This is a genomic window from Methylotuvimicrobium sp. KM1 (assembly GCF_044788715.1).
Taxonomy (GTDB): Bacteria; Pseudomonadota; Gammaproteobacteria; order Methylococcales; family Methylomonadaceae; genus Methylotuvimicrobium.
The window spans coordinates 525,251-540,238 of the sequence record NZ_CP173170.1; the positions used below are offsets into that span (position 1 = coordinate 525,251).

The 14,988-nt window shown below is 49.1% G+C and carries 12 protein-coding genes; 3 read left to right on the plus strand and 9 right to left on the minus strand.

The window, feature by feature from the left end; genetic code table 11:
- Positions 1-102 precede the first annotated feature (102 nt).
- The 9 genes from ACINK7_RS02445 to ACINK7_RS02485 all read right to left on the minus strand — a co-directional run bounded on the left by ACINK7_RS02445 (position 103) and on the right by ACINK7_RS02485 (position 9,403).
- Complete coding sequence (locus tag ACINK7_RS02445) at positions 103-432, minus strand: hypothetical protein (protein ID WP_404359669.1); 330 nt, start codon at positions 430-432, stop codon at positions 103-105.
- A 727-nt stretch (positions 433-1,159) separates the two neighbouring features.
- Positions 1,160-1,792, minus strand: a complete 633-nt coding sequence (gene nth, locus ACINK7_RS02450; RefSeq protein ID WP_404359670.1) for an endonuclease III — start codon at positions 1,790-1,792, stop codon at positions 1,160-1,162.
- Complete coding sequence (locus ACINK7_RS02455) at positions 1,789-2,478, minus strand: electron transport complex subunit E (protein WP_404359672.1); 690 nt, start codon at positions 2,476-2,478, stop codon at positions 1,789-1,791. Before ACINK7_RS02455 ends, nth begins: the two co-directional genes overlap by 4 nt.
- The gene (rsxG, locus tag ACINK7_RS02460) at positions 2,478-3,122 is read right to left on the minus strand and encodes an electron transport complex subunit RsxG (RefSeq protein WP_404359674.1); all 645 of its coding nucleotides are present in this window, start codon (positions 3,120-3,122) and stop codon (positions 2,478-2,480) included. Before rsxG ends, ACINK7_RS02455 begins: the two co-directional genes overlap by 1 nt.
- The gene (gene rsxD / locus ACINK7_RS02465; RefSeq protein ID WP_404359676.1) at positions 3,119-4,150 is read right to left on the minus strand and encodes an electron transport complex subunit RsxD; all 1,032 of its coding nucleotides are present in this window, start codon (positions 4,148-4,150) and stop codon (positions 3,119-3,121) included. The genes rsxG and rsxD overlap by 4 nt, the downstream gene beginning before the upstream one ends.
- The gene (gene rsxC, locus ACINK7_RS02470; RefSeq protein WP_404359678.1) at positions 4,151-5,635 is read right to left on the minus strand and encodes an electron transport complex subunit RsxC; all 1,485 of its coding nucleotides are present in this window, start codon (positions 5,633-5,635) and stop codon (positions 4,151-4,153) included.
- Positions 5,628-6,161, minus strand: a complete 534-nt coding sequence (rsxB, locus tag ACINK7_RS02475; protein ID WP_341327370.1) for an electron transport complex subunit RsxB — start codon at positions 6,159-6,161, stop codon at positions 5,628-5,630. Before rsxB ends, rsxC begins: the two co-directional genes overlap by 8 nt.
- 181 nt (positions 6,162-6,342) lie before the next feature.
- Positions 6,343-6,924: an electron transport complex subunit RsxA gene (gene rsxA, locus ACINK7_RS02480; protein ID WP_404359680.1), complete on the minus strand. Its 582-nt coding sequence runs from the start codon at positions 6,922-6,924 to the stop codon at positions 6,343-6,345.
- A 265-nt stretch (positions 6,925-7,189) separates the two neighbouring features.
- The gene (locus ACINK7_RS02485) at positions 7,190-9,403 is read right to left on the minus strand and encodes a bifunctional SulP family inorganic anion transporter/carbonic anhydrase (protein ID WP_404359682.1); all 2,214 of its coding nucleotides are present in this window, start codon (positions 9,401-9,403) and stop codon (positions 7,190-7,192) included.
- Positions 9,404-9,883: 480 nt separating this feature from the next.
- Between ACINK7_RS02485 and gmd the strand changes: the two genes are divergently transcribed.
- The 3 genes from gmd to secA all read left to right on the plus strand — a co-directional run bounded on the left by gmd (position 9,884) and on the right by secA (position 14,877).
- Entirely contained in the window at positions 9,884-11,005 is a 1,122-nt protein-coding gene (gene gmd, locus ACINK7_RS02490; protein ID WP_404359684.1) for a GDP-mannose 4,6-dehydratase, read from the plus strand.
- A gap of 2 nt (positions 11,006-11,007) precedes the next feature.
- Positions 11,008-11,982 carry a GDP-L-fucose synthase family protein gene (locus tag ACINK7_RS02495; protein ID WP_404359686.1) on the plus strand — a complete coding sequence of 325 codons (975 nt, stop codon included), beginning with the start codon at positions 11,008-11,010 and terminating at the stop codon, positions 11,980-11,982.
- A gap of 174 nt (positions 11,983-12,156) precedes the next feature.
- Positions 12,157-14,877 carry a preprotein translocase subunit SecA gene (secA, locus tag ACINK7_RS02500; protein WP_404359688.1) on the plus strand — a complete coding sequence of 907 codons (2,721 nt, stop codon included), beginning with the start codon at positions 12,157-12,159 and terminating at the stop codon, positions 14,875-14,877.
- Positions 14,878-14,988: the final 111 nt, after the last annotated feature.

A 14,988-nucleotide genomic window follows, 5' to 3' on the forward strand; every position in this document is an offset into this window, starting at 1 on the left:
GTTTTTTGCTGGATAGAGGGTGATTGGATCACCCTCTATATAGGACGCAATTGCTTTGTTTGAAGTAAAGCAAGATTTTAATGAAAGCGGTTTTGTTTCATTTTATTTTGTTTTATCGGCATCGCCTTCCGGTTTCGTCATGCCGCCGCATTTGCCTTCTCCGCAAGTCATTTCCTTGCTTGACTTGTCGGCAGCCGGTTTTTCGTCTTTTTTGCCGGCGCATTTGCCTTCTTCCATTTTCGGCGTGTTTTTCATTCCGCCGCATTTGCCTTCTCCGCAGGTCATTTCGGCCTCGGCGACTTGCATGTAACCGGAAGAGAGTTCGGTCATGCCGAATGGATTAGCCTCGGCGTGTGCAGTAGATAAAGCGAGAGTAGAAACCATAGCGGTGCCCATTGCGGCAGCGAATGGCGATTTGTTCATTTTTTTCATAATAAATCCTAGTGTGTTTTGGTTGTGAAAAAAAATCAGATTGATTAACACCTTGTAAGGCTAGCAAAAAAATCTGAATCGTTTATGAATTGCGTTAAGGATTTCGTGATAAATAACGTCCTGCAACTATGAGCTTTGTTGAGTGTTCGGTAACTCGCTTGGCAGGGCGCCGTGAACCCAGCACCTAAATTATCCAAGATAGTTAACCATAGCCAATGGGCTATGGAATTTAGGTGCTGGATTTAGGTGCTGGGTGAATACGTCCATGTAGGCTTGACGGCGGCTTTCCCTGCCGCCGACACCTGCCAATCGAGTTACCGAACCCTCCAAAAATAGGGAAGTTATTTGCGATCAAATCCTAAGTACAGTATTGCAACATTGCTGCGACAGCGAAGCAACTAGATCAGTTCCTCTTTTTACAATGTTTTGGCGAGGCATGCAAACAGCGGAAATGTTTATTAATAAGGATACAACGGCTTTTTGCAGGGTCAATAGTTAGCAGTTAGCAGTTAGCAGTTAGCAGTTTGTCTTATTTGTAACGTATTTGCCCCTTAATCTTTAACCTAAATTCAGCAGTTTAACCATGAAATACATGAAGTGCATTCAGTTTTTAATGGCTTGTCCTGAAAATTTGAACAACCTTATTAGGTGCAAAAAGGATTTTTATAGGCCGAATAACTTATTGAATTAACTTCTTATTCTTCATGATCTTCATGGTGAAATAGATTTAAACAGTCTTCTCCTTGAATTCGCAGAGGTCGGCGATGATGCAATCCGGGCATTTCGGTTTTCTCGCCGTACATGTATATCGACCGTGTAGGATCAGTAGATGATGCGCATCTTTTTTGTGGGCTTTCGGGACGTGTTTGTCCAGTTTTCGTTCGACTTCGAGCACGTTTTTTCCTGGGGCGATACGTGTTCTGTTCGCGACTCGGAAGATATGGGTGTCTACTGCAATCGTCGGGTGGCCGAACGCGGTATTCAAAATGACGTTTGCCGTTTTACGACCGACGCCGGGTAATGCTTCAAGCTCGTCGCGGGTTTGCGGAACCTGGCCGTTGTGCTTTTCCAGCACTTGCCGGCACAGTTGAATGATGTTTGCAGCCTTGTTGTTGAACAGCCCGATAGTCTTGATATGTTCCTTTAATCCGGCTTCGCCTAGGTTCAAAATCGATTCGGGCGTATTGGCGATGGGGAATAATTGTGCCGTGGCTTTGTTGACGCCCTTGTCGGTGGCTTGGGCCGACAACACGACAGCGATAAGCAGTTCGAAAGGCGACGAGTAGTTTAGTTCGGTAGTCGGTTCCGGTGTCGCTGCCGCCAGTCTGTCGAAAATTGCCTGACGTTTGGTTTGGTTCACTGTTCCTGGGCGGCTTGAATCGGGATCTGAATATGGGCCGGTTTACGCTGTTCGACCTTGGCATCAATAATATTTTTTAATGCGATCAACAAGCCGAGGCCGATAAACGCGCCGGGCGGTAAAATTGCCAGCAACATACCGGAATAATCGGTGATCAGATCGATTTGCCAGGTTTTAGCCGCTTCGCCGAACATCAATTCGGCCTTCGCGAATAAAGTTCCCGATCCGATGATTTCACGCAAACTGCCAAGCGTTACTAGGGCAAAGGTAAAGCCAAGGCCCATCGATAGGCCGTCTAAAAAAGCCTTGTCGGCACGTTGCTTTGAAGCATACGCTTCGGCCCGGCCGATGATAGAGCAGTTGGTGACGATTAACGGAATGAAAATGCCGAGGATTTTATAAAGTCCGAAGAACCACGCGTTCATCGCGAGTTCGATCATCGTGACCACGCTGGCAATGACCAGTACGAAAACCGGTAAACGGATTTCGTCGGGAACGAAGTTACGTATCAGTGAGACGATCGTGTTCGACATGACCAATGTCATCGTCGTCGCAAGGCCTAGTCCGAGACCGTTAATGACCGTGTTGCTTACGGCAAGCAGCGGGCACAGTCCGAGTAATGCGACGAAGGCTTGATTATTGAGCCATAAGCCATCTTTGACGATTTTACTGTATTCGGAGAACATTAATTTCCTCCTTCGGGAGTTGATTCTGTCGTTGAAAAAATCCGGGCCTGGTTGTGCTTGAAATAAAGCAATGCGTTTTTAACGGCCCCTACAACCGCGCGCGGTGTGATCGTTGCGCCGGTCAATTGGTCGAAGTGGCCGCCGTCACGTTTTACGGCCCATTCTTGTGCTTTGGGCATAGCGAGTGACTTTCCGTCGAACGCTAAGATCCAGTCGCTACGTTCGATTTCAATTTTATCGCCTAGCCCTGGCGTCTCGCGGTGAGAAATCGCGCGAACGCCGGTGAGGGCGCCGTTGGTTTTTACGGCTACCAACAGGCTGATATTACCGCTATAACCGTTGGGTGTTACTACTGTCATGACCGCGGCGACCGGCTTGCCTTTTTTTCGGGCGCGATAAATGATTGTCGGTTTTTTGGCGTCCGGGGTGAGGTCAGTCACTTCGAGCGTATCATTGACTATGTCGTTGTCGTAAAGCGACTCGGGGATCACGGCTTTTAAATTGGTCAGTAAGGCTTGTCGTTCATTTTCCTGTATTTTGGCTTCGGTTTTATGAAAAGTGAGTGAGGTTAAGCCAAGGCCCAGTAACGAAAATCCGCCCAATATCGCGGCTGCCGATAAAGTTTTTTTAATAATAGCGTTCATGCTTTTTGACCGAAGACGCGAGGCCGAGTGAAATAATCGATTGCCGGTGCCGTTAAGTTACCCAATAAAACCGCGAAAGCCATTGCATCCGGGTAGCCGCCCCAAACACGAATAATATAAACCAACGAACCGATCAGTAGTCCGTAAATAATTCGGCCATTAACCGATGTGGCTGCGGTCACCGGATCGGTTGCGATAAAAAAAGCGCCCAGCATCGTTGCACCTGCCACTAAGTGAAAGCTTGGCAATGCAAACTGATTGCTGTCAATCGCATAACAAATACTCGCGAAGAGTCCGAGACCGAGGAGCAAGCCGACCGGAATTTGCCAGCCGATGATTTTACGCCACATGAGCCAGAGCCCGCCAAGCAAATAGCCTCCGGCCACCCATTCCCAGCCTTTTCCTGCAATAAAACCGAAAACGGAATCGGTTTTTATTTCCGGTACCGATCGGCCTAGCCCCAATTGAGTTCTGACGCTATCCAGCGGTGTGGCCATCGTGATCGCATCGAATTCGATGTTTACCGGTAGTTGCTCCAGAAAAATCAATTTGAGCCAGTCGACTTCATTCAATTCGACCGAGCCGAGTTCGATCGGCGCGAGCCAAGCGGTCATCTGCATTGGAAACGAGACCAATAGTAAGACATAGCCTGCCATCGCCGGATTGAAAGGGTTGTAACCCAAGCCGCCGTATAAATGTTTGGCGATTACGATCGCGAACAAGCTACCTACGACGGTAATCCACCATGGCGCAATAACCGGCAGCGAAATTGCCAGTAGCACGGCGGTTACGACAGCGCTCAAGTCTTTGAGTGTCGAGCCGACCGGTCGGCCTCGTAAGCCCAGAATCGATGCTTCGGCAAGCAGTGCAACGACAACTGCTAGGGCAATGTTGATTAAAACGCCGATGCCGAAAAACCAAGTCATCGCGGCAATGCCGGGAATCAAGGCCAACAAGACTTGCAGCATTACCCGGTCAACACTGTTGACAGGTTGAAGGTGCGGCGACATGACGGTTGAGAATTTCATTTATTCCGCTCCTTCGGTGGCGGTTTCAGCGGCTTTTAATTTGGCCAGGGCTTCTTTTTTGCGGCGAGAGCGTTCGGCTCTCTCGGCCTGCTCACGAGCCTTGCGTTCAAGAAGGAAGTCGTGCCGGCGTTTCGCGATTGCCGCTTTTTCAGCCTCTTTAGCCTTGGCGATGGTCTTACTTTTCGCGGCTCGGTAATATTGCACCAATGGGATCTGGCTCGGACAAACAACCTCGCAACAGCCGCATTCGATACAATCGAATAGGCTAAATTCTTTGCATTTCTCCAAATTGCCGGCACGGCTATGCCAGTAAAGCTGTTGCGGCAGCAAGTCTACCGGGCAGGCTTTCGCGCAATCCCCGCAGCGAATACAAGGTCGGGTCTCTTTACTTGTGGCGACTTCGGATCCGGCAGCGGCCAGAATGCAGTTGGTGGCCTTGACGATTGGTATGTCGTCCTCGGGTAACGCGAAACCCATCATGGGGCCGCCCATGATCAAACGCTCTACAGAGTCTTGATAGCCGCCGCATTGGTTGATCAAATCGCTAATCGGCGTGCCGATGCGCGCACGCATGTTTTGTTGTTGTTTTACGCCTTGGCCGGTGACGGTCACGACTCGCGCGGTTAATGGTAGGCCGCGGCAAATGGCGTTATACACGGCCGCGGCCGTGCCGACGTTTTGACAAATCACGCCCACATCGGCCGGAATGCCGCCTGACGGCGTTTCTTTGCCGGTAACGACGCGGATTAATTGTTTTTCCCCTCCGGTTGGATACAGGGCAGGGATTTTTACTACGGTCAGTCGACGATCCCTCGATTGTTCGATGGCGGCCGATAATGCCTGAAACGCTTCGGTCATATGATCTTCGACGGCGATAATACCATCGCCGACTTGTAGCGCATGCATCAAAATCAGCGCGCCTTGAACGATAACATCAGGTTCGGCCTGCATCAGGACATTGTCGCAGGTGATATAGGGTTCGCATTCGGCGCCGTTCAATATCAGTGTGTCGATATGGCGTTGCGGACCCGGGTTCAGTTTGATCGAGGTAGGGAACGCCGCGCCGCCGAGACCGACAATGCCCGCTTGGCGGATTTTGGCGCGCAACGTAGCAGCGGGCTCTAAGCGGTAATCTTCAACGGGTTCCGGCGGCAATGTTTCATCGCGTCCGTCGGTGTCGATGATGATGCACGGGTCCGATAACCCGGAGGGGTGAGGTATGGTGCGATCTTCAATTGATTTAACGGTACCCGAGCTTGCTGCATGAAGCGGGGTCGCCAGGAAATGATCGGAATCGGCGATGATTTGGCCGCGCAGCACAGTATCGCCAGGAGCGACGGTCGCTTTGAGTTGTACGCCGGGCCGTTGTTGCAAGGGATAGATCAGTTGTTTCGGCAACTCAGCATTAACGATCGGTCGGTGTGCCGACAGGTTTTTATGAGCGGGTAGACGCAAGCCGCCGTGAAAGCGCCAAGTTTTAAGCATATTTCTTTACCGGTTCCGGCCATTGCCAGTTGTTAAGGTCTTCGGGTATCGGTTCCATAACGATGCAATCGACCGGGCAAGGGTCGACGCAAAGCTCGCAGCCGGTGCATTCGTCGGCTATCACGGTATGCATCATCTTCGCGGAGCCAAGTATCGCATCTACCGGGCAAGCTTGAATGCATTTGGTGCAGCCGATGCACAGGTCTTCGATGATGACCGCGACACTCTTGGGTTTTTCTTCGCCGAATTCGGCGTTGAGCGGTTTCGCTTCGACGCCTAGTAAGTCGGCCAGCGCTTCGACGCCGTCTTGTCCTCCCGGCGGGCATTGGTTAATATCGGCATCGCCGGCAGCGATCGCTTCGGCATAAGGACGGCAGCCGGGAAAGCTGCATTGCCCGCATTGCGTTTGCGGAAGAATCGCTTCGATTTTATCGACAATCGGATCGCCTTCGACCCTAAAATAGATGGCCGAAAATCCGAGTATTACGCCAAATACGGCAAATGTGATGCAAATGATTAGAATCATCGGATTTATCTGGTCGAATTAGAATAATTAACATTTGAGTAACAATCCTCACTCATCGTTCCATCGCTTTGCATTGATGGCATGAGGTTTATTACATTTTTCATTCGCCCTGAGTGTGTCGAGGGTAAATGTAAAATTAGAACGGGTTTGCGTGAGCGATTACTTGAAATTGATTGGCTGTTTAGCCTTTAACTAAGCCGCTGAATCCCATGAAGGCCATGGACATTAATCCGGCCGTTACTAGCGCTATCGAGTTGCCTTTGAACGGCAGGGGGACGTCGGCAACGTCGATTCTTTCGCGCAACGTCGAGAAAAGGGTCAATACCAGCGAAAAACCGACCGCGGCACCGAAACCGTATAAAGCCGATTCCAAGAAGCCGTGTTGGGTTTGTACGTTCAGCAGGGCAACGCCTAGAACCGCGCAATTAGTGGTAATCAGGGGCAAAAATATGCCCAGTACCTGGTAAAGGAGCGGGCTGGTTTTGTGAACGACCATTTCGGTAAATTGCACAACAAAGGCAATCACGACGATGAAGGTGATCGTGCGTAAATATTCCAGTTCTAATGGGATTAATAGATAACGATTCGCCAAATAACTGCAAACGGCGGATAAGGTCAGTACAAAAGTCGTCGCGAACCCCATTCCCAAGGCCGTTTCTAGTTTTCGGGAGACGCCCATAAAAGGGCATAATCCTAAAAATCTTACCAATACAAAATTATTGACCAGTATCGTACTTACCAGAATGATTAGATATTCTTTCATCGACTGAACTAAGTCCGGATATGCCGGAAAAGGGTTATTAGAGATGTTGCTTTTTCAAGACAACGCATGTCAAGCGATAATAACCAACTATAACACTAAAGAATTATTCTGCAAATCAACTCCTGTCGATATATAACGAACAAGACCATGCATTATAGCGATATTCGCCAAAAAACAAAAACTCGGCGGATTTGTTGCGGTTGATTTAATAAGCTAGGGTTGTTGCTATTGCTTTGTTGTTCTGCTGCGACAATGTAGACGTATACTATTCAAAAAAACTGACTTTACCGTTTTCAATATTATACATGGCGCCGATTATTCCGATTTCGCCGCTATTTGCCATCGCATTCAGAAGAGGGCTCTGCTGTCTGATTTGTTTGACCATGATTTCGACGTTGCGTTCGGCAACTTGCTCAACGAGAGAGTCGTCAGGGTTGCTGATTCGAGCTAGCCGGCCGTTTTTAACAGAGTCGACCGCAGGTCGAATCTTATCGAGCAAGCCGGTTAGGTGATCGAGTTTGGAGTCGGCGCAGGCCCCTTTGATTGCGCCGCAGTGGCTATGTCCGAGTACGACAATCAGCTTGGATCCTGCCAATTTACAGGCAAATTCCATGCTGCCTAATATATCGTTATTAATAACATTGCCGGCAATGCGAACGCTGAATATGTCGCCTAAGCCTTGGTCGAAAATTAATTCGGCCGAGGTGCGCGAATCGATGCAGCTAAGAATAATCGCAAACGGAAACTGGCCTTCGACGGTTTCATTGATTTGTTCCAACTGGTTACGGTTGGCTTTAAGATTGTAGACGAAGCGTTGGTTGCCTGCTTTTAAGATTTCTAAAACGTCTGCCGGCGTCAGCGACTGTTGCGATTCTTTGTCGAGCGGATGAACTCTTTGTACCGGCTCGAGAACGCCGTAACCCCTCAGATTTTCGATAACTAAATGAATATTCTTACGTTCGGCTTCGATTTTAAAGTTTTGTATGATTTCATAGACGTCGAAGTCGATGTATTTGGAGCCGGTTGCATCGATAACGACTTCAGAATTTTCGGGAAGTTGGTCAAGTAGCTGCAGGATATTGGCTTTATTAAGAAAAGAGACATTTTCAGATAATGTAATAAAGTGTTTATTGGCTTTTTGTTCCTGATGTAGATAAAAACCGACTTTCAAATTTTCCAGCAAAATAAAAAACAGTGCGATGCTCATGCCGATCGCAATTCCGGTTAGCATGTCGGTAAAAATAAGCCCAAGCACAGTCGCGGCAAAGGGGATGAATTGATATATCCCCGTTCGGTACATCGTTATGAAGCGACGCAAGTCTGCCATCTGGTAACCAATGACTAACAAAACCGCCGCAAGACTCGCCAGCGGAATGGTATTCAAAAGGCCGGGAATCGATATTACCGCTGTTAGTAATAATGCACCATGAATGAAAGCCGAGGCCTTGGTTCTGCCGCCCGATAAGATATTGGCAGAGCTGCGCACGATGACTTGGGCGATCGGGATGCCGCCTAACAAACCGGAGCAAATGTTGCCTATGCCTTGTGCTTTCAGTTCCCTATTATTTGGTGTCACTCTTTTATACGGGTCTAGCTTATCGACGGCTTTGACGCACAATAGAGTTTCAAGACTGGCAACCATGGCTAGGGTGAACCCGGTCGTGTAAACCGATGGGTTGGTGATTTGCGAAAAATCCGGCAGCGTTAGGTAAGCAATCAGTTCGACGGCTCGATCGACCTCGGGTAATGAAACCAAATGATTGCCGCTCAAAGCCAACTCGGGAAACCATCCGAGGAGTAATTGATTAAATGCTACGCCGGTTAATATGGCCGCCAATGCACCGTGAATCCATTGCGTAAAACGGTATCGTTTAATGAATGGCGACTCCCAAAGCAGTAGAATAGCCAGCGAGGCTAACGAAATAATGACCGCGCCGGGAGAAATAAAATCGACCATATGGATCAATTCGGATGCCGTTGTGAATTGGTCGCTTTGAGTGAAGGAGATATCGCCTTCATAATCAGCGTCGTAGCCGAATGCATGCGGTATCTGTTTCAGAAAAATGATAATGCCGATTCCGGTCAGCATGCCGGATATGACCGCGGATGGAAAATAATAGCCGACGATGCCTGCGCCGAGTCGTCCCATGGTCACCTGAATAAAACCTGCTATAACGACGCTTAGCAGGAAGGCTTCAAAGCCAAGACTTTGTATCGCGGCATGGGCGATAATCGCAATGCCGGCAGCGGGCCCGCTTATGCCAAGAGATGATCCGCTTAAACCGGAAACGACCAGTCCGCCGATGATTCCGGCAATCAGTCCTGAAAATAGCGGTGCGCCGGATGCCAGTGCGATACCTAGCGATAACGGCACGGCGACCAAAAAAACCACGACGCCGGCGGGAAAATCGTACCTAAGACTGGCATTAAAGCCGAAAAGGTGCTTGCGTTCGCTCATCAAAGGCTGATCTTCTAACATGATTTTATCCGGTTAACGCTGTGTTTCTTAAATTAAGGCGCTGAATTATTATACTCCGCCTAGAAGAATATAACGCACACAAGCGGTTCACTGCAGCAATTCCCGTTTTCAGGGTAAAAAAGTGTGGAGCATGTTTGACGAGGATGCCGGTAGCATACATATATTTGCTCTTGAACAATCTTTAGAATATGCCTTTCGCACTTCGAATTTCGGTAGTGCCTGATGAGACGCCGGTATGTCCGATCCCTCATCTAACGCTAGGCGAGGGGGCTAGCATGGAGTCTACATGGACGTATTCACCCAGTACCTAAATGCCATAAACCATTGGCTATAGATAATTGTCTTGGATAATTTAGGTGCTGGGTCTTTGACGGGTACACCTGTGCCTAAATTTGACCGGCAAAGGGTGTATTTTGGTATTACAAATATATTTGACAACATAAATATGATTTGCAAGTGAGCAACTAAAATGAGCATTTTATGACAAAAAAAGCATTAATTACCGGTATCACCGGGCAGGACGGATCTTATTTGGCCGAGTTTTTACTCGAGAAGGGGTATGAAGTTCACGGTATCAAACGCCGCGCCTCACTATTCAATACACAACGGGTCGATCATATTTACCAAGACCCGCATGTCGAAAATCAAAAGTTCGTATTGCATTACGGCGATTTGACCGATTCTTCCAATCTGACCCGCATTTTGCAAGAAGTACAGCCGGATGAGGTTTATAACCTAGGGGCGCAGTCTCATGTCGCAGTAAGTTTCGAATCGCCGGAGTACACGGCCGATGTCGATGCGATGGGAACGCTGCGGTTGTTGGAGGCGATTCGTTTGTTGGGCTTGGAGCAAAAAACGCGCTTTTATCAGGCCTCCACTTCGGAATTATACGGCTTGGTACAAGAAACTCCGCAGAAGGAGACTACGCCGTTTTATCCCCGCTCGCCTTATGCGGCAGCCAAGCTTTATGCCTATTGGATTACCGTGAATTACCGCGAAGCCTACGGCATGTATGCCTGCAACGGCATTTTGTTCAATCACGAATCGCCGCGCCGAGGCGAAACCTTCGTGACTCGAAAAATTACCCGAGGCTTAGCTAATATTGCGCAAGGCGTCGAACAGTGCCTTTTCATGGGTAACATGAATGCACTTCGCGATTGGGGGCATGCCAAGGATTATGTTCGCATGCAGTGGATGATGCTGCAGCAGGATGAGCCCGACGACTTCGTTATCGCCACCGGTGTGCAATTCAGCGTTCGCGAATTTATCCAATGGTCGGCAGCCGAGCTGGGAATAACGCTCCGTTTCGAAGGCAACGGCGTAGACGAGATCGGCGTGGTCGAAGTGATTGAAGGCGATTCGGCGCCGGCATTGTCGGCGGGCGATATCATCGTTCGCGTCGATCCGCGTTATTTCCGTCCGGCAGAGGTCGAAACGCTATTGGGCGACCCCTCCAAGGCCAAGGAAAAGCTCGGTTGGGTGCCGGAAATTACGGTGCGCGAGATGTGCGCCGAAATGGTGCGCGAAGACCTTAAAGCCGCCAAACGCCATGCCTTGTTGAAGTCGCATGGCTTGGATTTACCGGTTTCGGTGGAGAGTTAATAATGACCCGCGATCTCAATCAGACTGTTTTCGTGGCCGGCCATCGAGGCATGGTCGGTTCCGCAATCGTTCGCCGCTTACAAAGTTTAGGTTATCGGTCTATTTTGACGGCAGGCCGCGACGAGCTTGATCTATTGGATCAGGCGGCCGTAATAGCTTACTTTTCGGCGCACCGGATCGATCAGGTTTATTTGGCGGCGGCCAAGGTCGGCGGGATTCATGCCAATAACACCTTGCCGGCCGAATTTATATACCAAAACCTGATGATCGAGGCGAATATTATCCATGCGGCCCATCTTAATGGCGTTCAGCGATTGTTGTTTTTGGGCTCTTCTTGCATCTACCCTAAGCTTGCCAAGCAACCGATGCACGAGCAGGCGTTGTTGACGGGCCTGCTCGAGCCGACCAATGAACCGTATGCGATCGCCAAAATTGCCGGCATTAAGTTATGCGAGAGTTATAACCGCCAATATGGGCGCGATTATCGTAGCGTGATGCCGACCAATCTCTACGGTCCGAACGATAACTTTCATCCCGAAAACAGTCATGTAATACCGGCCTTGATCCGGCGCTTTCATGAAGCGGTTCAAGCCGGCGATGACGAAGTCGTGATTTGGGGCAGCGGGACGCCGATGCGTGAATTTTTGCATGTCGACGACATGGCCGCAGCCAGCGTGCATGTGATGGAGCTGGGTGCCGGTATTTACCAAGCGAATACGCAGCCGATGCTGTCCCACATCAATGTCGGAACCGGGGTGGATTGTACAATTCGGGAGCTGGCCGAAACGCTCGCGAAGGTGACCGGGTTCAAAGGCAAGTTATGCTTCGATGCGACCAAGCCGGACGGCACGCCGCGCAAGCTGATGGATGTGTCGCGGCTTAAAGCGCTGGGTTGGGAATATCGTATCGGTTTAGAGGAAGGTTTAACAGATACTTACCGATGGTTTGTCGACCATATCGGGAGGGCGAGGATATAGCGATGAATGCTTATTCATGATCGTTAAGGTTTAACAATCCGGCGTATGATATACGACAATATCTGAAGTCGATGCGTAGAAGCTATTAGAGCTTTTAACTGTAACTAATGGGGTAGAAGGTATATAATCCGAAACTTTTAAATAGTTATTACTCAATTCTCACCGGAAAAAAGCATGGTTGGTAAGCTGGTTAAATTTATTGTAGGTAGTCGCAATGACCGACTGGTCAAAAAGAAAAGGAAGCTGGTCAAAAAAATTAACGCGCTCGCTTCCGATTATGAAAAGTTATCCGATAGCGAGTTAAAGGGCAAAACACAAGAGTTTCGTGATCGTCTCGAGCAGGGCGAAAAGTTGGATAATTTAATCCCGGAAGCCTTTGCAACGGTAAGGGAAGCCTCTGCTCGGGTGTTCGGCATGCGTCATTACGACGTGCAATTAATCGGCGGTATGGTTCTTAATGACGGCAAAATTGCCGAAATGAAGACCGGCGAGGGGAAAACCTTGATGGCGACCTTGGCGGCTTATCTTAATGCCTTGCCGGGACGCGGAGTGCATGTCGTCACGGTCAACGATTATCTGGCGGCTCGCGACGCGCAATGGATGGGACGCGTATACGAGTTTTTAGGTTTGACGACCGGCGTTATCGTTAGTCGCATGGATAGCGCGGAGAGGCGAACCGCTTATACTGCCGATATCACCTACGGTACCAACAACGAGTTCGGCTTCGACTATTTGCGCGACAACATGGCTTTCAGCTTGGCGCAAAAAGTACAGAGAGATTTAGCATTTGCAATCGTCGACGAGGTGGATTCGATTTTAATCGACGAGGCGCGCACGCCATTAATTATTTCCGGACCGACCGAGGAAAGCACTGATATTTATATCAAAGCCAACGAGATCGTGCCTTTTTTGACCAAACAAGAAAAAGAAGATAGTCCGGGCGATTTTTTTGTTGACGAGAAAACCCGGCAGATTTATTTGACCGAGGAAGGCCATGAGCACGTCGAACAATTGATGACCGAACATGGCTTGATGGTCGATGGCGGTAGTCTTTACGATGCGTCGAACATTCGGCTAATGCATTATCTGAATGCATCGTTGCGCGCCCATCATTTATTTCAAAAAGACGTCGATTATATTGTTGCGAACAATGAAGTCATGATCGTCGATGAATTTACCGGGCGCATTATGCAGGGACGGCGTTGGTCTGAAGGCCTGCATCAGGCCATTGAAGCCAAAGAACGCGTGACGATACAAAATGAAAATCAAACGCTGGCCTCGATTACATTCCAAAATTATTTCCGCCTCTATGAAAAGCTGTCCGGGATGACCGGTACGGCCGATACCGAAGCGTTCGAATTGAACAAGATTTACGGTCTTGAAGTGGTCGTCATTCCGACCCATCGGCCGATGATTCGTAAAGACATGGGCGATTTGGTTTATTTGACGGCTCGGGAAAAATACCAGGCCATTGCTCAAGACATCAAAAGTTGCGTTGAGCGTGGTCAGCCGGTTTTAGTCGGAACGACATCGATCGAAAACTCCGAGATCATTTCCGCATTACTTACCAAGGAAAATATTAAGCACGAAGTATTGAATGCCAAACAGCATGAACGCGAAGCGCATATTATCGAACAGGCCGGTATGCCGGGCGCGGTAACGATTGCAACCAATATGGCCGGGCGAGGTACCGATATCGTGTTGGGCGGTAATCTTGATGCTGAACTGGCGGCGCTAGGCGAGGAAGCCTCAGAAGAAGATCGGGAAAAAGTTCGCGGAGCATGGCTCGATCGTCATCAACAAGTCATTGCCAGCGGCGGCTTGCATGTAATCGGTTCCGAGCGTCACGAATCGCGGCGTATCGACAATCAGCTACGGGGGCGCTCGGGGCGACAAGGCGACCCGGGTTCTACAAGATTCTACTTATCGCTCGAAGATCCGTTAATGCGTATTTTTGCCTCCGACCGCGTTGCAGGCTTGATGCAAAAATTGGGTATGGGTGACGGCGAGGCGATCGAGCACCCTTGGGTCACTCGTTCGATTGAAAACGCTCAACGAAAAGTCGAAAGCCGGAATTTCGACATACGTAAACAAATCTTGGCTTACGATGATGTCGCTAACGATCAGCGCAAAGTGATCTATGCGCAACGCAACGAGCTTATGGCCGCGGAAGATATTTCCGATATCATGAGCGAAATCCGCAAGGATGTGGTTAATAATGTCATTACGCAATACATTCCGCCAAAAACAATGGAAGAGCAGTGGGATACAAAAGGTCTGGAAGATCATCTTTTGCAAGAATTTAATGCCGATATACCGGTCAGGCAAATGCTAGAGGATGACAAAAGACTTAATGAAGCCTCGTTGCGTGAGCGGATTGTCGAGTTGGTCGAGCAAAACTATAAGGAAAAAGAACTCAAGATTGAACCTAAAGTATTGCGGCATTTCGAGAAATCGGTGATGTTGCAAGTCTTGGACAATAGTTGGAAGGAACATTTGGCGGCGATGGATCATTTGCGTCAGGGCATTCATTTTAGAGGTTATGCGCAAAAAGATCCGAAGCAAGAATATAAGCGTGAAGCCTTCGAAATGTTCACCAGTTTGCTGGATCATATCAAGTACGAGGTGATTGGTATCCTTGCTAAGGTTCAAGTGACTCAGGAAGAGGATGTTCAGGCGATAGATGAAATGAGACAAGCGCCCAAGGAAATGCATTACGAGCATGCCGAGGCGGAGCCGATAGCGGCACCAGTCGAGGATGCGCCGCTGCTGATGGAGCCGGAAAAACCTGTCGATCAGCCGTTTGTTAGAAATGAGCGTAAAGTCGGTCGTAACGACCCTTGCCCATGTGGGTCAGGAAAAAAATATAAGCAATGCCATGGGCGTATTAGTTAGATGCTCACTCCGAGTGTTTCTAGTTGGTGAACGGCGAGTCAATGCATAATCGTGCATTGGGAACTGGTGCTACCTAGATGTCTTCGGCTTGTCGTCAATGGCATGGCACAC